The organism is Streptomyces sp. NPDC050485 (assembly GCF_044458185.1).
In the GTDB taxonomy this organism is placed as follows: domain Bacteria; phylum Actinomycetota; class Actinomycetes; order Streptomycetales; family Streptomycetaceae; genus Streptomyces.
Genome location: NZ_JBITHR010000005.1, coordinates 439,256 through 458,038 on the forward strand (window position 1 = coordinate 439,256; position 18,783 = coordinate 458,038).

The window sequence follows — 18,783 nt, forward strand, 5'->3', positions numbered from 1 at the left end:
GGGCGGATCACCGCCCGGCCACCGGGGACCACGGTATGCGCAGCGGTTGGGGAGAGCCCCGTCCGGGCGGCCGGACGGGGCTCGGTGCCTCGGGTTGTCAGACCTTGAGCCGCTGCCCGGGCACGATGAGGTCCGGGTCGGTTCCGATGACGGCCCGGTTGGCCGCGTACAGCGCCTCCCAGTGGGTGCCGTGCACCGCCGCGATGGCGGACAGCGTGTCGCCGCTCCTGACCGTGTAGGCGCCCGCGGTGGGCGGCGCGCTCTCGGTGCGGACCGGGGCAGCCGGCCCGGACGGCTTCGGCGCGGCAGGCCGCGCACTCGTGGCCTTCTTCGGCTTGACGGGCTCGGCGGCCCGCTCGGCGGCGGGCGGCCGTGCCGCGGGAGCGCCGCCGGACGCGCCCGCCGAGCGCGAGCAGGCTGGCCAGGCGCCCCAGCCCTGCGAGCGCTGGACCTTGGTGGCGATGGCGATCTGCTCGGCCCTGCTGGCCCGGTCGGCGGTGGAGGCGTACGCTCCGCCGCCGTGCGCCCGCCAGGTCCCGGCGTCGAACTGCAGCCCGCCGTAGTAGCCGTTGCCGGTGTTGATGTGCCAGTCTCCGCCGCTCTCACACTGCGCGATGCGGTCCCACACGCCGCCGTCCGCCGCCGCGGCCGGACCGGTGGCAACACTGAGCAGGGCGATCGGGGCCGCGATCGCGACCCCGATCAGCGCTGCCGTCCCGCGACCGTGCGGCGAGCTGGAACCACTGGTACCAACAGACATGAAATCCCTCTCGAAGCACCCGGGGTCCCCCTGAGCGGTGCGGACTCCGGCGCGTCCGGCGCCTCGTTCCGCACTGCCCCCGCCCGCCGCAAGGTGGTCGTTCACTGGTGCGGCGGCGGGCGTTCCCGGGCGGTGCTCGGTGCACTCGGCGGTGGAATCTAGGGACCCGCACGCTCCGGAATCAACCAAAGCCTTGTCATTCCAGGCCAGTTGACTGTTACCCGGAGTATCGGCGATTTCCGGTCACCCACTTGATTCGCAGATATCGGTATTTGTCGACCTGTCGTTGAAGTGATCTGTGACTCGGCTCACCTGGCCAACTTCCATGCATCCCGCAGGTGTTGACAGGGAGTGAAGGGTTCCGGGGGTGCGCTCACCCTCCGGCGGGGACGGTTCGATTCCGTTCGCCTTCGCGCGTGACTCCGGCCACAGATCGTCCGTTGTCGTTTGTACGAGAGAAGCCGGGAACCGCCCGGCGCATCCACTCAGTTCCTAGGAGCCACCCGTGCCGCGCATGCTCGACGTCAGTGAGGACGTCCGCGCCGAGATCGGCGACGAAGAAGCCGAGCGGCTGCTCGCCGGCGAGAACGCCCCGGGCAGCTACGACTGCACCTCCTGCCGCACGCCGGGCGACTCCGAGCAGGAGCGCACCAGCACCGTCCTGTTCGTCGGCGAGGAAACCGCGGTGCTCGCCTTCGCCCACGCCAGCTGCATCCCCTCCCAGGTCGTCCAGGTCGCCGAGGAGCAGCTCCAGGGCGCCGTACGCTCCATCACCGGCGAGGAGCCGGCCGGCGGCGCACCCGAGCAGGCGGTGCTCGGCATCACCAGCGGGCTGGTGCTGATCGAGGGCGACCTGCACCCGGCGCTCGTCGTCGAGCCGACCGTCCCGATCGCCCGGGCCGGGTCGGGCGGCTCCACCGACGAGTTCCTGCCGCTCCTCATCGAGCAGGGCTTCGTGCCGGTCACCGACATGGCCCGGCTGCCCTCGGTGCTGTCCGGCTGGTCGGTGCTGCTCGCGATGGGCCAGTTGCACGCGATCCTGCAGCCCGGCGCCGCAGGCGGCGGCTCGGTCTCCTGGTGGCAGGCGCACCAGCCGCTCCAGGTGACGGACGGCTGGCGCGCCGCGGCCAACAAGTCGCAGCGCGTGCTGGTCTTCGCGGCGCCGGTCGGCGCGATCGGCCAGCAGCCGCGCGAGGACCTGCTCAGGGACGCGCTGGAGAAGGCCGCCGCCGACGGCCGCCTGGTGGCCGCCGCCATGCCCCTGGCGGGCACCTGAGGTTTCCCCCGGCCCCTTCCCGAAGCGCCCCGGACGGCCGCGCCCCGGCGGCCGAGCGGCTCACCCCTGCCCCGGGCGCGCACGGAAGGGGCGTGGGGCACCTCGCCGCGTGCTACCGATAAGCCGAAACGCCCCGCATCCCCTGCCCCGCGTGGTCGTTGGCACATACGTGCACTCATACGACCCCTCCCGCGAGACGTACCAGTCCCAGATCCCTGCCATGCGCTCCCCGAGCGACGTGTCAGGAACCCACTCCCCCACGCCGATCTACGACGCGCTGTACTCGGAGTACCGCAGGTCCTTCCGCGCCCTGCCGGGCGACCGGTCCGGCGAGGAGGATCTCGACTTCCGGGGGTTCGGCGGCTTCGCCGGACTGAGTACGGGGACGTACGGCGGCCGGATCGGCCACCAGACGAGCCACCATTCGGGCCACCAGACCCAGCACTTCCCGGTCACGTACGCCGGGAACTGGCATGTGCACCCCGCGATGCACGCGCACGGGCGGCAGTACACCGGGCACCATCAGCTCCCGGCAGCACTGCCGCCCGTGGCCCGCAGGGGGCTCTAGTCCAAGCCCTCCCCGTAAGGGAGTTACTTCTTGCGGCCGCGCTTCTCGCGCACCCGGACCGAGATGTGGATCGGGGTGCCCTCGAAGCCGAACTCCTCGCGCAGGCGGCGCTCGATGAAGCGGCGGTAGCCGGCCTCGATGAAGCCGGAGGCGAACAGCACGAAGCGGGGCGGCTTGGTGCCCGCCTGCGTACCGAACAGGATGCGCGGCTGCTTTCCGCCACGGATCGGGTGCGGGTGCCCGGCGACCAGCTCGCCGAGGAAGGCGTTGAGACGGCCGGTCGGGACGCGGGTCTCCCAGCCCGCCAGGGCCGTCTCGATCGCCGGGACCAGCTTCTCCATGTGGCGGCCGGTGAGCGCCGACACATTGACCCGGGGCGCCCAGGCGACCTGCTGCATCTCGGTCTCGATCTCGCGCTCCAGGTAGTAGCGCCGCTCCTCGTCGAGGGTGTCCCACTTGTTGTACGCGATGACCAGCGCGCGCCCGGCCTCGACGGCCATCGTGATGATCCGCTGGTCCTGTACCGAGATGGACTCGCTGGTGTCGATGAGGACGACCGCGACCTCCGCCTTCTCGACGGCGGCGGCGGTGCGCAGCGAGGCGTAGTAGTCGGCGCCCTCCTGGAGGTGGACGCGGCGGCGGATGCCCGCCGTGTCCACGAACTTCCAGGTGATTCCGCCGAGTTCGATGAGCTCGTCGACGGGGTCGCGGGTGGTGCCGGACTGCTCGTTGACGACGACCCGCTCCTCCTTCGCGACCTGGTTCAGGAGCGAGGACTTGCCGACGTTGGGACGGCCGATGAGGGCGATCCGGCGCGGGCCGCCGACCGCGGTGCCGAAGCGCTGCGGCGGGGCCTCGGGCAGGGCCTTGAGGATCTCGTCCAGGAGGTCGCCGGTGCCGCGGCCGTGCAGGGCGGAGATGGGGTAGGGCTCGCCGAGACCGAGGGACCACAGAACCGCGGCGTCGGACTCGCCGGACATGCCGTCGACCTTGTTGGCGGCGAGCACGACGGGCTTGCCGGCCCGGCGCAGCAGCTTGACGACGGCCTCGTCGGTGTCGGTGGCGCCCACGGTGGCGTCGACCACGAAGACGACGGCGTCCGCGGCCTCGATGGCGTACTCGGCCTGGGCGGCGACGGAGGCGTCGAGGCCCAGCACGTCCTGCTCCCAGCCGCCGGTGTCGACCACCTTGAAACGGCGGCCCGCCCACTCGGCCTCATAGGTGACGCGGTCGCGGGTGACGCCGGGCTTGTCCTGGACGACGGCCTCGCGGCGGCCGATGATGCGGTTCACCAGAGTCGACTTGCCGACGTTCGGACGGCCGACGACGGCGAGGGCCGGGAGCGGGCCGTGACCGGCCTCGTCAATGGCCTGCTCGACGTCCTCGACGTCGAAGCCCTCTTCGGCGGCGAGCTCCATGAACTCCGCGTACTCGGCGTCGCCGAGCGCTCCGTGTTCGTGCTGGTCGTTCATGAAGTCCGTACCTCGTTCATCGTGGTGATCGGTGGACCGCGATCGGGCGGTCCACTACTGAAAGTCTGGCCTAGCGCCCGGTCAGGCGCCTGGCGTTCTCCAGGTGGCCGGTGAGCCGGTCCTGGATGCGGACGGTGGCCTCGTCCAGGGCTTTGCGGGTCCGCCGCCCGCTGCCGTCGCCGGCCTCGAAGGCGTCCCCGAAGACGACGTCGACGCGGCTGCGCAGCGGCGGCAGCCCCTTTATCAACCGTCCGCGGCGCTCGGTGCTTCCCAGCACCGCGACCGGGACGATGGGCGCCCCCGACCGTACGGCGAAGTAGGCGAGGCCGGCCCGCAGCGAGGCGAAGTCGCCGTCGCCCCGGGTGCCCTCGGGGAAGATCCCGAGGACGCCGCCCTGGCCGAGCACGGCCAAGGCGTCGGTGATCGCGGTGCGGTCGGCGACCGCCCGGTCCACCTTGAGCTGGCCGATGCCTTCGAGGAACGGGCCGAGCGGCCCGACGAAGGCTTCCTTCTTGATCAGGAAGTGGGTGCCGCGCGGGGCGGTGCCCATGACCATCGGGCCGTCGATGTTGTGGGAGTGGTTGACGGCGAGGATCACCGGACCGCTCGCCGGAACCCGCCAGGCGCCGAGCACCCGGGGCCTCCACAGCCCGTACATCAGGCCGACACCGATCCGGCGCCCGATCTCGGCGCCCCGCTCCGTGCGAGTCACGTGGCGGCCTGCTTCTCCTCGATGAGGGTGACCACGCACTCGATGACCTGGTCGAGGGTGAGCTCGGTGGTGTCCACCTCGACCGCGTCGTCGGCCTTGGCCAGCGGGGAGGTCTTGCGGCTGGAGTCGGCCGCGTCCCGCTTGATCAGGGCCTCCCTGGTGGCCGTCACGTCGGAGCCCTTGATCTCACCGCTGCGGCGGGCCGCGCGCGCCTCGGGGGAAGCGGTGAGGAACACCTTCAGGTCGGCGTCGGGCAGCACGGTGGTGCCGATGTCCCGGCCCTCGACCACGATGCCGTGGGCGGCGGAGGCCGCTATGCCGCGCTGGAGCTGGGTGATGAGGGCCCGCACCTCGGGGACGGCGCTGACCGCGCTCACCTTGGAGGTGACCTCCTGGGTGCGGATCGGCCCGGCCGCGTCCTCGCCGTCCACGGTGATCGTCGGCGCCGACGGGTCGGTGCCGGAGACGATCACGGGCTTGGCGGCCGCGACGGCGATCTCCGCCGGGTCGCTGGTGTCGATCCCGTTGCTGATCATCCACCAGGTGATCGCCCGGTACTGGGCGCCGGTGTCCAGATAGCTCAGCCCCAGCTTGGCGGCGACCGCCTTGGAGGTGCTGGACTTGCCGGTGCCGGAGGGGCCGTCGATGGCGACAATCACTGCTGCCGGAGCGGTCCGGGCGGCGCTTTCCACGGTGACGGACACCTTCCTTGTACGGGGCGGGGTTTGCTCGGGGCGCAAATCCGCCCCGTACAAGGTTACTGGCTCGTGCGAGCCCCCCGTCCCGCCCGGCTCCCCCGGGCTCCCCGGAGCCTTCTCACTGCCTGATGGACCAGCCCCGCTCCCGCAGCGCGGCCGTGAGGCCGGGGGCCGCAGTCGGTTCGACCATCAACTGGACCAGGCCCGCCTGCTGGCCGGTCGCGTGCTCGATACGGACGTCCTCGATGTTGACCCCGGCCCGGCCCGCGTCCGCGAAGAGCCGTGCGAGACCGCCCGGCTCGTCGCTGATGAGCACGGCGACGATGTCGTACGTGGCCGGCGCCGCCCCGTGCTTGCCGGGCACCCTGACCCGGCCCGCGTTCCCGCGCCGCAGCACGTCCTCGATGCCGGCGGCGCCGCCGCGCCGCTTCTCCTCGTCGGCGGAGTCGAGCGAGCGCAGGGCGCGCACCGTCTCGTCCAGGTCGGCGGCGATCCCGGACAGCACGTCGGCGACCGGGCCCGGGTTGGCGGAGAGGATCTCGACCCACATGCCGGGATCGGAGGCGGCGATGCGGGTGACGTCGCGGATGCCCTGGCCGCACAGCCGTACCGCCGTCTCGTCGGCCTCTTCGAGGCGGGCCGCGACCATGGAGGAGACCAGTTGCGGGGTGTGCGAGACGAGGGCGACGGCCCGGTCGTGGGCGTCGGCGTCCATGACGACCGGCACGGCACGGCACAGCGCGACCAGCTCCAGGGCCAGGTTGAGCACTTCGGTGTCGGTGTCCCGGGTCGGCGTGAGCACCCAGGGCCGGCCCTCGAAGAGGTCGGCGGTGGCGGCGAGCGGGCCGGAGCGCTCCTTGCCCGCCATCGGGTGCGTACCGATGTAGGAGCTCAGGTCGCAGCCGAGGGCGAGCAGCTCGCGCCGCGGGCCGCCCTTGACGCTGGCCACGTCGATGTACGCGCGGGCCACGCCGCCGCCGATCGCCTCGGCCAGCGTCGCGGCCACGTGGGTGGGCGGCACCGCGACGATCGCGAGGTCGACCCTGGCCTGTGGCGGTTCGTCCGTACCGGCGCCGAGGGCGGCCGCGGTGCGGGCCTGGCCCGGGTCGTGGTCGGCGAGGTGCACGGTGACCCCACGGCTCGCGAGGGCCAGCGCGGCGGAGGTGCCGATCAGTCCGGAGCCGATGACGAGCGCGGTTCTCACTGGGCGATGTCCTTGCGGAGGGCGGCGGCGGTGCCGAGGTAGACATGGGCGATCGCGGCCTTGTCGAGACCGGTCTCGACATGCGCGAGGATCCGCACCACGCGGGGCATGGCGCCGGCTATGTCCAGCTCCTGAGCGCAGATCAGCGGTACGTCGGTGATGCCGAGCTGGCGCGCGGCGGCGGCCGGGAAGTCGCTGTGCAGATCGGGGGTGGCCGTGAACCAGATGCTGATCAGGTCGTCCGGGGTCAGCCCGTTGCGCTCCAGGATCTCGGTGAGCAGCGCGCCGACCTGCTCGTCCATGTGTCCGGCCTCGTCCCGCTCCAGCTGGACTGCCCCACGGACCGCTCGTACCGCCACGACATGCTCCTAGCCTTGACCTTTTGTTCCTGTTCAGCCTAGCCAGCCGCACTGACACTCGGACGCGGCGACCGCCCTCCGGGACGGGCGCGGCTGGTCGACGGCCCGCGGCGGGGCCCGCGCGGCCGGTCCCGGGCCCCGGCAGAGCTGCGGTAGAACCGACGGATGATCCTTCACGTGGTTCCCCTGGACGAGTGGTCCGCCCATCCCGGACTGCCCTACGCCCCGCCCTCCCTCGCCGCCGAGGGCTTCGTGCACTGCTCGGCCGACGAGTCCGCGGCGCTGGCGATCGCCGACGCCCGCTACCGCGACGTGGCAGGCCCGCTCCTGGTCCTGTGCGTCGACGAGTCGGCACTGTCCGCCGAGCTCCGCTGGGAAGGCACCCGGGACACGGTGTTCCCCCATGTGTACGGGCCCATCGAGCGGGCGGCCGTGACGGCGGTGCTCGAAGTGCGCCGGGACGCCGAGGGGCGTGCGGTGGACCTCGCGCCGTGGACGTGACGGCCCCGGCGGGCCTCGTCCCGCTCGGGACCCGGGAATACACGACGCGGCGTTGAGCCCGTCGGTGCTTCGTCTTCGACGCCTTCGACGCCAGGATGCTCCTGCCGTACGTACTTCCGCGTACGGTTCGACGACTTTTCGACGTTTTGAGGAGCACAGCATGGAAGCGGTCAACAGCCGCAGGACCGTACTCGCGGCCGCCGCGGGGGCGGCGGCCCTGGCGGGTTGCTCGAAGTCCAAGGGCGGTGGCGGGAGTTCGACGCCGCCCCCGGCGCCGCCCAGCGTCACCGGAGCGGCTCCGGTCAGCCAGTCGAGCCCGCCCGCCCAGGCCGGCCAGGCCCTCGCCAAGACGTCGGACATCCCGGTCGGCGGCGGCAAGATCTTCCCGGACCGGAAGGTCGTCGTCACCCAGCCGGAGGCCGGCACCTTCAAGGGCTTCTCGGCGATCTGCACGCACGAGGGCTGCACGGTCTCCACGGTGTCCGGGGGCACCATCAACTGCCCCTGCCACGGCAGCAAGTACCGCGTCGCGGACGCCTCGGTCGCCGCCGGGCCCGCCCCGCGGCCGCTCGCGTCCCAGCCGCTCACCGTGGAAAACGGTTCGATCCGGCTGGCCTGACCGGCCAGAATCACCGCCATGACGCCCGAACAGCTCGTCGCCGACCACACCGTCTACTCCTGCGTCATGGGCTCGCGCGCCTTCGGCCTCGCGACCGAGGACAGCGACACCGACGTACGGGGCGTCTACCTCGCGCCGACGCCGCTGTTCTGGCGCTTCGAGAGGCCCCCGACCCATGTCGAGGGCCGATGGGGTCTCCCCTGCTCGAACGAAGTCGAGAGCTCGGGGAGAGTCGAGCAGTTCAGCTGGGAACTGGAGCGCTTCTGCGAACTGGCCCTGCGCGCCAACCCGAACGTCCTGGAGTGCCTGCACTCCCCGCTCGTCCAGCACATCGACGACACCGGTCGGGAACTCCTCGCCCTGCGCGAGGCGTTCCTCTCCCGGCAGGCCCACCAGACCTTCGCCCGCTACGCGCTCGGCCAGCGCAGGAAGCTCGACGCGGATGTGCGCCAGTACGGCGCGCCGCGGTGGAAGCACGCCATGCATCTGCTGCGGCTCCTGACGAGCTGCCGCGATCTGCTGCGCACCGGGGCCCTCACCATCGACGTGGGCGCCGAGCGCGAACGGCTGCTCGCGGTGAGGCGCGGCGAGGTCTCGTGGACCGAGGTCGAGTCGTGGATGGCCCGCCTGGCGGCCGAGTCCGATCAGGCGGCCGCCCGCAGCCCGCTGCCATCCGAGCCCGACCGGGCCCGGGTGGCGGACTTCCTGTTCCGGGTGCGCCGCGAGTCGGCGCTCGAAGCGGACACGTCGGGCGCGGTGCGAAGCACCCTCAACACGTAGCGCGGCGGCTCCGGTTCGTACCCCTCAGGAGTCCCACAGCGCCCCCAGCGTCAGGAGTTCGCTGCGGTACTCGACGCGTTCGGCCCACTCCGCGGGCCAGGCGGCCGCTCCCAGGTGGGCGCCCGCGAAGGCGCCGGCCAGGCAGGCGATGGAGTCCGAATCGCCCTGGGTGCAGGCCGCCCGGCGCAGTGCGGTGAGCGGCTCGCCGGGGAACAGCAGGAAGCACAACAGGGCCGTGGCGAAGGCCTCCTCGGCGATCCAGCCGTCGCCCGTCTCCAGGCAGGGGTCGGTCTCCGGCGACGGGGCGCGGAGCGCCTTGAGCACCCGGTCGAGGGCGTCGAGGCAGTCGTCCCAGCCGCGTGCGATGAAGTGGCCGGGCGTCGGGTCCTGCGCCCGCGTCCACAGGTCGCCGAGCCAGCGGTCGTGGTAGCGGCTGCGGTTCTCGTACGCGTACGACCGCAGCTGGCCGACCAGGCCCACCGGGTCGGCGCCCTGCGCGAGCAGGAACACCGCCCGCGCGGTGAGGTCGGACGCGGCCAGGGCGGTCGGGTGGCCGTGGGTGAGCGCGGACTGCAACTGGGCGGCGCCCGCCCGCTGTTCCTCGCTCAGTCCCGGCACGAGGCCGATGGGCGCGACCCGCATGTTGGCGCCGCAGCCCTTGGAACCGATCTGGCTGGCCTGCTGCCAGGACAACCCGCTGTCCAGGCGGGCGCACGCGACCAGGCAGGTCCGGCCGGGCGCCCGGTTGTTCTCGGGTGAGTGGTACCAGTCGACGAACTCGGCGCGGACCGGCCCCTCAAGGCGCCGGGGGCCGAGCAGGCCGCTGTCCATGGCGGTGCGGATGCCGCGCCCGAGGGCGAGCGTCATCTGGGTGTCGTCGGTGACGATCGCGGGCTTCGGCAGCGCCATCTCGCGCCACGGCCCGAACGTGGCGAGGATCGAGGGCACGTCGTTGAACTCGGTCGGGAAGCCGAGTGCGTCACCCAGTGCGAGGCCGAGCAACGCGCCGGTGGCCGGCTGTTTCGCGGGACGGTTCATGTCTGTCGTCCTTCCGGGCGCAGAAGGGGCGGATGCAGCGCGGTCGCCGGACCCGCCCGGTAGAGCGCGGCCGGCTTGCCCCGGCCGCCGGTCAGCCGCGAGGCGCCTGCCACCTGCTCGACGAAGCCGGGCGTGGCAAGGACCTTGCGGCGGAAGTTGGGGCGGTCCAGGGCGGTGCCCCAGACCGTCTCGTACACCTGCTGGAGCTCGCCGAGGGTGAACTCGGGCGGGCAGAACGACGTCGCGAGGCAGGAGTATTCGAGCTTGGCGCCGATGCGCTCGTGCGCGTCGGCGAGGATGTCGGCGTGGTCGAAGGCCAGGCGCCCGTACGTGCCGAACGCGACCCACTCCGCGTGGGCCGCGTCGCCGCCGCCGCGCGGTTCGGGCAGATCGGGCACGAGCGCGGTGTACGCCACCGACACCACCCGCATGCGGGGGTCGCGGTCCGGTTCGCTGTAGGTGCGCAGCTGCTCCAGGTGCAGCGCGGCGACGATCCCGTCCGAAAGGCCGGTCTCCTCGGCCAGTTCGCGGCGCGCCGCGAGCTCGGCGGACTCGCGCGGCAGCACGAACCCGCCGGGCAGCGCCCACGCCCCCGCGTACGGGTCCTGGCCGCGCCGGATGAGCAGGGCGTGCAGGGCGCCGTCGCGGACCGTGAAGACGGCCAGGTCGACGGTGACGGCGAACGGTTCGAAGGCGTGCGGGTCGTACCCTTCGGGCACCCGGCCCGCCCCTTCGACACCGGACGCGTCGGTCACTTCGGGCATCCGGTCGGCCATCTCGTCCTCCTCCGGGCCCCGGGCGCACCCCTCCGGCGCCCGGGGCCCGTCCACGGCGGTCATCGCCGCCCCGGCAACGGGTCGGAACCTGGTCCACCCCCGTGGGCCCAGGTCCACCGGCCGTACGCGGCAAGGGCGATGACCTCACTCCAAGCCAGGCTCACGCCCGCACCCCCTTAATGGTCACTCTGACTATAAAGGTGTTCGACGCATGGGCACAAGAGAGGCGGCCCTCAACTCGGGAAGCTGCGGCCACCGAGCCTCCGCAAAAACCCGTTGGCGGACCACGGCGGCCACTGCTACTTTTCCGGAGGCCGTGCAAGAGAACGAGGAGGTGGTACCCGTGAACGCAGTATCGACATGGGTGCTCCCCTCCGGGGTCACGGTCGGGCGACACGTCGTCCGGGAGCGCCGTTCATAGCGCACTCCCGAAAGGCATGACCATGCACTTCACTTCTGAACAGCGTCTCGACGACGGCGTCCTCGAACGCGAATTCACCCTCGGCGAGATCCCCGGCACCCTGTGGACGCCTGAATCCGCCGCACCGGCCCCGCTGATCCTGATGGCCCACAACAACGGCCTGCCCAAGACGGAACCCCGGCTGGTGGCCCGGGCCCGGTACACCGCTGCGCGAGGCTACGCGGTGGCCACCATCGACGCCGCCGGGTGCGGTGACCGGCCCCGTTCCGCCGCCGACGAGCAGGCCCGCGCCGACCTCCGCCGGGCGATGCAGGCCGGTGAGCCGGTCGATGAGATCTTCGAGTCCTTCATCGGCCCGCTGGTCGAAAAGGCGGTCCCGGAATGGCGGACCACCCTGGACGCCCTCCTTTCACTGCCCGAGATCGGCGGCCCGGTCGGGTACTCGGGGTGGACCGCCGTCGGCATTCGCCTTGCAGCGGTCGAGCCGCGCATCGCGGCCGCCGGTTTCTTCGCCGGGGGTTACGTGCCCCGCGCCCAGCGCGAGGAGGCTCGGCAGGTCACCATTCCGCTGCTGTTCCTGCTGCAGTGGGACGACGAAGGCAACCCCCGGCAGCGGGCCCTGGACCTGTTCGACGCCTTCGGCACCAAGGAGAAGACGCTGCACGCCAATCTTGGCGGGCACCTCGGCACCCCGTGGTTCGAGCGGGAGGACGGGGACCGGTACTTCGGCCGGCACCTGAAGTGAGGCCGGGCCGCCGGGTCGGCAGCAGCCGGTAGGCGCCGCCGGCCAGGATGCCGCCCATCGAGGACAGGCCCCGGCCCGCCTCGATGACGGCGCCCGGCAGACGCACGACCGCCCCGATCGCGGCGGTACCGGCCATCGGCGGTACCGGCCGGTCGGGGCGGCGCTCAGCCACCAGAGCTCTCCATCACCTGGGCCCACGCCGTGAAGCACTCGGCCCTACCTTGCGGATCACCGGGCAGGCGACCGACTCGACCACCCGCGCCCGGGCCGGGGTTGGCGACCAGCAGCCGGCCGTCGGCGAACCAATCGCAACATGGAGCACCACGCCAAGAACCTTCGGTTTCGGCGAACTCCCGGGGATCGCGGCCCTGTTCTCGTATAGCCACCCGGCGGTGGCCATACGAGAACAGGGCCGCACAAAAGCCCGGCTCCCGTACGGAACGGGAACCGGGCTCTCGCCGCGAAGTGGAGGCGGTGCCCAGGGCCCCCCGCGTCCCGGACAAGATCCGCCGGACGGGTCCTAGAGCTCGACCTCGCGCATCAGCATGCCGACCTCGGTGTTGGTGAGGCGGCGCAGCCAGCCGGACTTCTGGTCGCCGAGCCCGATCGGGCCGAAGGCGACCCGCACCAGCTTCTCGACCGGGAAGCCGGCCTCCGCCATCATGCGGCGCACGATGTGTTTGCGGCCCTCGTGCAGCTCGATCTCGACCAGGTAGTTCTTGCCGGTCTGCTGGACGACCCGGAAGGCGTCGGCGCGCGCGTAGCCGTCCTCCAGCTGGATGCCCTCCTTGAGCCGCTTGCCGATCTCGCGCGGCAGCGGGCCCGTGATGGCGGCCAGGTAGGTCTTCTTCACGCCGTACTTGGGGTGGGTGAGACGGTGGGCCAGCTCGCCGTGGTTGGTGAGCAGGATGATCCCCTCGGTCTCCGTGTCGAGCCGGCCGACGTGGAAGAGCCGGGTCTCGCGGTTGGTGACGTAGTCACCGAGGCACTGGCGGCCGTCCGGGTCCTCCATGGTGGAGACGACGCCGGCCGGCTTGTTGAGCGCGAAGAACAGGTACGACTGGGTGGCGACGGTGAGGCCGTCCACCTTGATCTCGTCCTTCTCGGGGTCGACGCGCTTGCCCTGTTCGAGCACGATCTCGCCGTTGACCTCGACCCGGGCCTGCTCGATCAGCTCCTCGCAGGCGCGGCGCGAACCCATGCCGGCCCGGGCCAGCACCTTCTGCAGCCGCTCGCCCTCCTGCTCGGCGCCCGGGAAGGTCTTGGGGGTCTTCACATCCGGCTTGTCCGCGTACCGGTCGCGGTTGCGCTGCTCGATCTTGGCGTCGAGCTCGCGCGGGCGGGCCTGGCCGAGCCGCTGGCCGTGCGGGCCGCGGCGGACCGGGGTGCCGCCCTGGGGGGCCTTCGGGCCGCCCTTGGCGCCGCCGCGCGCGGAGGCGCCGCGGCCGGTGCGGGGCGACTCGGAGGAGCCGCCCACGTCGTAGGTGCGCTCCTCGGGACGCAGAGGGCGCGGCTTGCCGCTGCCGCTCTGGCGCGGGCCGCCGCCCTTGCGCTGGTCGTCGCGGCCGCCACCGGCACCCCGGTTGCCGCCCCGGCCACCGCCGCCACCACTGCTGCCGCGGCCGCCGCTGTTGCCACCACGGCTCCCGCCGTTGTTTCCGCTGCTGTTCCTGCCGCTGCTTCGCATCAAATTTCCGTCTTGTCGTCTGCGTGGGTTTCCGGCGCGTCCGGCGCGTCCGGATCGAACGACGGCACACCCTCCAGAGTCTCGGCTTCGATCGCGTCCGCCTCGGGGAGGAAGGGCGCGAGCTCCGGGAGCTCGTCCAGGCCGCGCAGGCCCATCCGCTCCAGAAAGTAGTTCGTCGTCGTGTACAGGATCGCACCTGTTTCGGGTTCCGTGCCCGCCTCGTCGACCAGACCCCGCTGGAGCAGGGTCCGCATGACCCCGTCACAGTTCACTCCGCGCACCGCGGAGACCCTCGACCGGCTCACCGGCTGGCGGTACGCGACGACCGCGAGGGTCTCCAGGGCCGCCTGGGTGAGCCGCGCCTGCTGGCCGTCCAGGACGAAGCCCTCGACGGCGTCCGCGTACTGGGCCCGGCTGTAGAACCGCCAGCCGCCCGCCACGAGCCGCAGCTCGAAGCCGCGGCCCTGGACGGTGTATTCGTCGGCCAGCTCCCGCAGGGCGTCCGCCACGGCCCGCCGGGGCCGGTCCAGGACCTTCGCGAGGTGCTCCTCGGTGGCGGGCTCGTCGACGACCATGAGGACGGCTTCCAGGGCCGGCTTCAGCTCCAGTTCCTCACTCACGCCTGCTCCTCCGTCACCACGCGGTCGAATTCGTCGGTCACCGCCGGCGCCCCGTCACCGGCCCCGCCGCTCCAGCGCACCATCAGCTCCCCCAGCGCCTCGTCCTGGTCGAGGACGACGGCCCTCTCGCGGTACAGCTCCAGCAGGGCCAGGAAGCGGGCCACCACCGTGAGCGTGTCCGGGGCGTCCTCGGCGAGCACCCGGAAGCTGATCTCCCCCGACTCCCGCAGCCGCGCCACGACGATCTCCGCCTGCTCCCGCACCGAGACGAGGGGCGCGTGGATGTGGTCGACGTACACCTGCGGCTTCGCCCTGGGCTGCATGGCCTTCACGGCCAGTTTCGCGAAACCCTCGGCGCCGATGCTGATGACGACCTCGGGCAGCAGCTCGGCGAGGTGCGCCTCCAGGCCGACGGTACGGGGGTAGCGCCGCGCCTCCGCGTCGAGCCGCCCGCTGAAGATGTCCGCGATCTGCTTGTACGCGCGGTACTGGAGCAGCCGCGCGAACAGCAGGTCCCGCGCCTCCAGGAGCGCGAGATCGGCCTCGTCCTCCACCTCGGCGGCGGGCAGCAGCCGGGCGGCCTTGAGGTCGAGCAGGGTGGCGGCCACGACGAGGAACTCGGTGGTCTGATCCAGGTCCCAGTCGGGCCCCATGCCCCTGATGTACGCCATGAACTCATCGGTGACCTTGGACAGCGCGACCTCGGTGACGTCCAGCTTGTGCTTGGAGATGAGCTGGAGCAGCAGATCGAAGGGCCCCTCGAAATTCGCGAGCCTGACCTTGAACCGCCCGTCGCCGGGCGAAGAATCAGCCCCTGGGGGTCCCCCCTGGACGAAGTCCTTGGGAGAACTTGAGGAGCGGGGGTCCGGGGGCGGAGCCCCCTCCGCGGCGGAGCCGCTCAATGTCACAGCGGGAAGGGGCTGGGTGGGGAGAATTTCATCCGCCCCGCCCGGACCCCTTCCCAAGGCACGGCGCGGCCCACGCGCAGCAGGTGCGGAGGGGTCGTCGGCAGTCGACAAGGGGCGGTCCAGGGTTCGTCAAAGAAGGGCGGAGCAAGCGGCAGGCTAGCCCTACCGCCCCCGAAGCCGCCGCACAAGAATGCTCGCGTCGCCCCGCGACTCCAGATCCGCGAGAACCACGGCCACCGCCTCGCGCACGATCCGGCCGCGGTCCACGGCGAGCCCGTGCTCCCCGCGCAGGACCAGGCGCGCGTGCTCCAGGTCCATCAGCTCCTCCGCGGAGACGTACACGGTGATCTTCTCGTCGTGCCGTTCACGGCCGCTGGGCCGCCGGTTGGCCGCCCGCTGCCGGCGCCGCTGCTGCGCGGTGCCGGAACCGGAGCCGCCCTGCGCGGGCGTGCGCCGGGTCTTGGCGGTCTCCGCCTCGGCGGTGCCCCGGCTGCGCGGCTCGGCCGGGTTGGAGTCCTCCTCGGCGGCGGTGTGCTCCGCCTCGGACGCGGACTCGGGCGGGACCGGCTCGCTCTCGCCCGCCGGACCCGGCACCCTCGCCTCGCCGTTGGCCCCCCGCCTCGGGGTGGACGGCGAGAGGGCCATCCCCCCGGTCGTACGGAACAGTTCGTCGGCCCCGGGCAGACTCACTCGGCGTGACACCGGGCGAGCACCTCCCTGGCGAGCTGACGGTAGGCGGCCGCGCCGACGGAGTTGGAGGCGTACGTCGTGATCGGCTCACCGGCGACGGTGGTCTCCGGGAAGCGCACGGTCCGGCCGATGACCGTGTGGTACACGTGGTCGTCGAAGGCCTCGACCACGCGGGCCAGGACCTCACGGCTGTGCACCGTGCGGGAGTCGTACATCGTGGCGAGGATGCCGTCCAGCTCCAGGTCGGGGTTGAGCCGCTCCTGCACCTTCTCGATGGTCTCCGTCAGCAGGGCCACCCCGCGCAGCGCGAAGAACTCGCACTCCAGCGGCACGATCACCTTGTGGGCCGCCGTGAGGGCGTTGACGGTGAGCAGGCCGAGCGAGGGCTGACAGTCGATCACGATGTAGTCGTAGTCCTGCATCAGCGGCTTCAACGCCCGCTGGAGCGTGGACTCGCGCGCGACCTCGCTCACCAACTGCACTTCGGCGGCGGACAGGTCGATGTTGCTCGGCAGCAGGTCCATGTTGGGGACCGCGGTCTTGAGCAGCACCTCGTCGGCCGACATGCCCCGCTCCATGAGCAGGTTGTAGACGGTGAGGTCGAGTTCCATCGGGTTGACGCCGAGGCCGACCGACAGGGCTCCCTGCGGGTCGAAGTCGACGAGCAGCACGCGGCGTCCGTACTCGGCGAGCGCGGCACCCAGGTTGATGGTCGACGTCGTCTTGCCCACGCCGCCCTTCTGGTTGCACATCGCGATGATCTTCGCGGGACCGTGGTCGGTCAGCGGACCCGGGATCGGGAAGTACGGCAGCGGCCGTCCGGTCGGGCCGATCCGCTCGCGGCGCTGGCGGGCGGCGTCGGGTGCGAGGGTGGCCGCGTACTCGGGGTCGGGCTCGTACTCGGCGTCGGGGTCGTAGAAGTGCCCCTGGGGCACCTCGTCAAAGTCGGCGAGAGCGGCGGTCTCCCGGCCGCTCTCGTTGCCGGCCGTGGCGTTCACGTGTAGGCCGTCCATCATCCGTGGGGCTGTCGTCATGTGCTGGGTGGTTTCGAAGGTGCGGACCGCGACGGAGCCGACAGCCTCGGGCCCCGAAGGGCTCTGGCTCCGTACGGACATCCCCGCAGGGATTCCTGACTGACCACCTCCGGGAGTAAATGTCGACTCATTCACAAGTCGTCTTACCTCCTTGGACGTGACCAGGAAACTTTATCGATAGGTCAGCGTGGCACCATGCCGACGGTTGGCGACTCTATGGCGTGTCACCGGTCCGCAGCAACACAATCCGCCGGACCCGGCCCGATGTGTCGGCAACCGAACACCACTCTGTCAAGGGCGTACGGGCGGTCAGGCGCGCATTTCACCAGTGCGCGAAACGGTTAAAGGGTTACGTTCGAGGCGAGTTGAGCGAGCCCGTCACAGGTGGGCAGAAGTGTCGCGATACACATCCGGCCGGACCTTGGTCATCAAGGTCCGGCCGGATGTATGAGGTTGACGGTCCGCGTTGACGAACCGGCTCTTCCCTAGCCGAGAAGCGCGTGCAGCTCGACGTGCTCCAGGCCGTGCGCCTCGGCGACCGAGCCGTAAACGACCTGGCCGTCATGGGTGTTGAGGCCCAGCGCGAGCGCGGCGTCGCGGCGCAGCGCCTCGGCCCAGCCGTTGTTCGCAAGGGACACGATGTACGGCAGCGTGGCGTTGGTGAGCGCGTAGGTGGAGGTGTTCGGCACCGCGCCCGGCATGTTGGCGACGCAGTAGAAGACCGAGTTGTGGACCATGAAGGTCGGCTCGGCGTGCGTGGTCGGACGCGAGTCCTCGAAGCAGCCGCCCTGGTCGATCGCAATGTCGACAAGGACACTTCCGGGCTTCATCTTGGCGACGAGCTCGTTGGTGACCAGCTTCGGGGCCTTGGCGCCGGGGATGAGCACCGCGCCGACGACGAGGTCGGCCTCGATGACGGCCTTCTCCAGCTCGTAGGCGTTGGAGACGATCGTCTGCACCTTGGTGCCGAAGATCTTGTCGGCCTCGCGGAGCTTGTTGATGTCCTTGTCGAGCAGGGTCACGTGGAAGCCCATGCCGACGGCGATCTGGGTGGCGTTCCAGCCGGAGACGCCGCCGCCGATGACCACGGCCTTGCCGGCGTGGGTGCCGGGGACGCCGCCGGGCAGCACGCCGCGGCCGCCGGCCGAGCGCATCAGGTGGTAGGCGCCGACCTGCGGGGCGAGCCGGCCCGCGACCTCGGACATCGGGGCGAGCAGCGGCAGCTGGCGGCCGGCCGTCTCGACGGTCTCGTACGCGATGGCGGTGGTGCCGGACTCCAGGAGCGCGTCCGTGCACTCGCGGGAGGCGGCGAGGTGCAGGTAGGTGAAGAGCGTCTGGTCCTTGCGGAGGCGGTGGTACTCCTCCGCGATCGGCTCCTTGACCTTGAGCAGCAGGTCGGCGGTGGCCCAGACCTCGTCGGCGGTGGCGAGGATCTCCGCACCGGCGCCGACGTACTCGGCGTCCGTGATCGAGGAGCCGACGCCGGCGTTCTGCTCGACGAAGACCTGGTGGCCGTGGCGCACGAGCTCGTGCACACCGGCGGGGGTGATGGCCACCCGGAACTCGTTGTTCTTGACCTCGCGGGGGATACCGACCTTCACGTCGATCACGGTCCTTGGCTCAGGGATAAAGGGGGGTAATGCGATACATACCCGGATGCACTGCGGCACACCGGGAGACACCGCAGGAAGTTGCGGCAGAGCCAGTCTAATGAAGGTTTTCCCGCTGTCTACCCTTACAAAGCTCCAATCTTTGGCTGAACTGCTACGGATTTCGCAGGTCCCCAGCGCCTGCTGCCTCATCTTCCAGAAGCCGGTCGGGGGCGGCCCCGGGGCGCCCGGCCGCCGCGGGGGGGGGGGGCCCCGGCCGGGGGGGGGACGCGAGCCAGAGGTGGCCCGCCCGCACCCCCCAAAAC

General features: G+C 71.6%; 20 protein-coding genes. 6 read left to right on the forward strand and 14 right to left on the reverse strand.

Annotated elements, in window-relative coordinates; translation table 11 throughout:
- Positions 1-97: 97 nt before the first annotated feature.
- Complete coding sequence (locus ACIBK6_RS13800; RefSeq protein WP_399051394.1) at positions 98-760, reverse strand: transglycosylase family protein; 663 nt, start codon at positions 758-760, stop codon at positions 98-100.
- Positions 761-1,265: 505 nt separating this feature from the next.
- Here ACIBK6_RS13800 and ACIBK6_RS13805 point away from each other — a divergent pair.
- Entirely contained in the window at positions 1,266-2,036 is a 771-nt protein-coding gene (locus ACIBK6_RS13805) for a hypothetical protein (protein WP_399051395.1), read from the forward strand.
- 151 nt (positions 2,037-2,187) lie between these two features.
- Positions 2,188-2,604, forward strand: coding sequence for a hypothetical protein (locus tag ACIBK6_RS13810; RefSeq protein ID WP_399051396.1), 417 nt, complete (start codon positions 2,188-2,190; stop codon positions 2,602-2,604).
- 23 nt (positions 2,605-2,627) lie between these two features.
- Here ACIBK6_RS13810 and der read toward each other — a convergent pair whose 3' ends face one another.
- From der to aroH, 5 genes are all read right to left on the reverse strand, one after another.
- Entirely contained in the window at positions 2,628-4,076 is a 1,449-nt protein-coding gene (der, locus tag ACIBK6_RS13815) for a ribosome biogenesis GTPase Der (RefSeq protein ID WP_399051397.1), read from the reverse strand.
- A gap of 70 nt (positions 4,077-4,146) precedes the next feature.
- Positions 4,147-4,827: a lysophospholipid acyltransferase family protein gene (locus tag ACIBK6_RS13820; protein ID WP_399051398.1), complete on the reverse strand. Its 681-nt coding sequence runs from the start codon at positions 4,825-4,827 to the stop codon at positions 4,147-4,149.
- Positions 4,785-5,480: a (d)CMP kinase gene (gene cmk / locus ACIBK6_RS13825; protein ID WP_399051399.1), complete on the reverse strand. Its 696-nt coding sequence runs from the start codon at positions 5,478-5,480 to the stop codon at positions 4,785-4,787. The genes ACIBK6_RS13820 and cmk overlap by 43 nt, the downstream gene beginning before the upstream one ends.
- Before the next feature lie 124 nt (positions 5,481-5,604).
- Complete coding sequence (locus ACIBK6_RS13830) at positions 5,605-6,690, reverse strand: prephenate dehydrogenase (RefSeq protein WP_399051400.1); 1,086 nt, start codon at positions 6,688-6,690, stop codon at positions 5,605-5,607.
- The gene (aroH, locus tag ACIBK6_RS13835; RefSeq protein WP_399051401.1) at positions 6,687-7,049 is read right to left on the reverse strand and encodes a chorismate mutase; all 363 of its coding nucleotides are present in this window, start codon (positions 7,047-7,049) and stop codon (positions 6,687-6,689) included. Before aroH ends, ACIBK6_RS13830 begins: the two co-directional genes overlap by 4 nt.
- 165 nt (positions 7,050-7,214) lie before the next feature.
- On the opposite strand from aroH, the gene ACIBK6_RS13840 reads away from it, so the two are divergent.
- The 3 genes from ACIBK6_RS13840 to ACIBK6_RS13850 all read left to right on the forward strand — a co-directional run bounded on the left by ACIBK6_RS13840 (position 7,215) and on the right by ACIBK6_RS13850 (position 8,949).
- Entirely contained in the window at positions 7,215-7,550 is a 336-nt protein-coding gene (locus ACIBK6_RS13840; RefSeq protein ID WP_399051402.1) for a DUF952 domain-containing protein, read from the forward strand.
- A 160-nt stretch (positions 7,551-7,710) separates the two neighbouring features.
- Positions 7,711-8,169 (forward strand): Rieske (2Fe-2S) protein, encoded by a 459-nt coding sequence (locus ACIBK6_RS13845; RefSeq protein ID WP_399051403.1) that lies wholly within the window; start codon positions 7,711-7,713, stop codon positions 8,167-8,169.
- Positions 8,170-8,187: 18 nt separating this feature from the next.
- Positions 8,188-8,949 carry a DNA polymerase beta superfamily protein gene (locus ACIBK6_RS13850; RefSeq protein WP_399051404.1) on the forward strand — a complete coding sequence of 254 codons (762 nt, stop codon included), beginning with the start codon at positions 8,188-8,190 and terminating at the stop codon, positions 8,947-8,949.
- A 24-nt stretch (positions 8,950-8,973) separates the two neighbouring features.
- Here the strand turns inward: ACIBK6_RS13850 and ACIBK6_RS13855 are convergent, their stop codons facing one another.
- Together ACIBK6_RS13855 and ACIBK6_RS13860 are read right to left on the reverse strand one after the other, a co-directional pair.
- Positions 8,974-9,987, reverse strand: a complete 1,014-nt coding sequence (locus ACIBK6_RS13855) for an ADP-ribosylglycohydrolase family protein (RefSeq protein WP_399051405.1) — start codon at positions 9,985-9,987, stop codon at positions 8,974-8,976.
- Positions 9,984-10,751: an NUDIX hydrolase gene (locus ACIBK6_RS13860; protein WP_399051451.1), complete on the reverse strand. Its 768-nt coding sequence runs from the start codon at positions 10,749-10,751 to the stop codon at positions 9,984-9,986. Before ACIBK6_RS13860 ends, ACIBK6_RS13855 begins: the two co-directional genes overlap by 4 nt.
- A gap of 455 nt (positions 10,752-11,206) precedes the next feature.
- Here ACIBK6_RS13860 and ACIBK6_RS13865 point away from each other — a divergent pair, with 455 nt between their 5' ends.
- Positions 11,207-11,929: a dienelactone hydrolase family protein gene (locus tag ACIBK6_RS13865; protein WP_399051406.1), complete on the forward strand. Its 723-nt coding sequence runs from the start codon at positions 11,207-11,209 to the stop codon at positions 11,927-11,929.
- 520 nt (positions 11,930-12,449) lie between these two features.
- Here the strand turns inward: ACIBK6_RS13865 and ACIBK6_RS13870 are convergent.
- The 6 genes from ACIBK6_RS13870 to ald form a co-directional block, all read right to left on the reverse strand.
- Entirely contained in the window at positions 12,450-13,619 is a 1,170-nt protein-coding gene (locus tag ACIBK6_RS13870; protein WP_399051407.1) for a pseudouridine synthase, read from the reverse strand.
- Entirely contained in the window at positions 13,616-14,266 is a 651-nt protein-coding gene (scpB, locus tag ACIBK6_RS13875) for an SMC-Scp complex subunit ScpB (RefSeq protein ID WP_399051452.1), read from the reverse strand. Before scpB ends, ACIBK6_RS13870 begins: the two co-directional genes overlap by 4 nt.
- Positions 14,233-15,255, reverse strand: coding sequence for a segregation and condensation protein A (locus tag ACIBK6_RS13880; RefSeq protein ID WP_399051408.1), 1,023 nt, complete (start codon positions 15,253-15,255; stop codon positions 14,233-14,235). The genes scpB and ACIBK6_RS13880 overlap by 34 nt, the downstream gene beginning before the upstream one ends.
- 51 nt (positions 15,256-15,306) lie before the next feature.
- Entirely contained in the window at positions 15,307-15,846 is a 540-nt protein-coding gene (locus ACIBK6_RS13885; protein WP_399051409.1) for a hypothetical protein, read from the reverse strand.
- Positions 15,831-16,949 (reverse strand): ParA family protein, encoded by a 1,119-nt coding sequence (locus ACIBK6_RS13890; protein ID WP_399051410.1) that lies wholly within the window; start codon positions 16,947-16,949, stop codon positions 15,831-15,833. Before ACIBK6_RS13890 ends, ACIBK6_RS13885 begins: the two co-directional genes overlap by 16 nt.
- Positions 16,950-17,353: 404 nt before the next feature.
- Positions 17,354-18,469, reverse strand: a complete 1,116-nt coding sequence (ald, locus tag ACIBK6_RS13895) for an alanine dehydrogenase (RefSeq protein ID WP_399051453.1) — start codon at positions 18,467-18,469, stop codon at positions 17,354-17,356.
- Positions 18,470-18,783: the final 314 nt, after the last annotated feature.

Excerpts from the sequence above, each read along its gene's own strand:
- ACIBK6_RS13845 (WP_399051403.1), top strand. The coding sequence starts at position 7,711 with ATGGAAGCGGTCAACAGCCGCAGGACCGTACTCGCGGCCGCCGCGGGG.
- ACIBK6_RS13850 (WP_399051404.1), top strand. The coding sequence starts at position 8,188 with ATGACGCCCGAACAGCTCGTCGCCGACCACACCGTCTACTCCTGCGTC.
- ACIBK6_RS13855 (WP_399051405.1), bottom strand. The coding sequence starts at position 9,987 with ATGAACCGTCCCGCGAAACAGCCGGCCACCGGCGCGTTGCTCGGCCTC.
- ACIBK6_RS13840 (WP_399051402.1), top strand. The coding sequence starts at position 7,215 with ATGATCCTTCACGTGGTTCCCCTGGACGAGTGGTCCGCCCATCCCGGA.
- der (WP_399051397.1), bottom strand. The coding sequence starts at position 4,076 with ATGAACGACCAGCACGAACACGGAGCGCTCGGCGACGCCGAGTACGCG.
- ACIBK6_RS13890 (WP_399051410.1), bottom strand. The coding sequence starts at position 16,949 with ATGTCCGTACGGAGCCAGAGCCCTTCGGGGCCCGAGGCTGTCGGCTCC.
- ACIBK6_RS13800 (WP_399051394.1), bottom strand. The coding sequence starts at position 760 with ATGTCTGTTGGTACCAGTGGTTCCAGCTCGCCGCACGGTCGCGGGACG.
- ACIBK6_RS13865 (WP_399051406.1), top strand. The coding sequence starts at position 11,207 with ATGCACTTCACTTCTGAACAGCGTCTCGACGACGGCGTCCTCGAACGC.
- ACIBK6_RS13860 (WP_399051451.1), bottom strand. The coding sequence starts at position 10,751 with ATGCCCGAAGTGACCGACGCGTCCGGTGTCGAAGGGGCGGGCCGGGTG.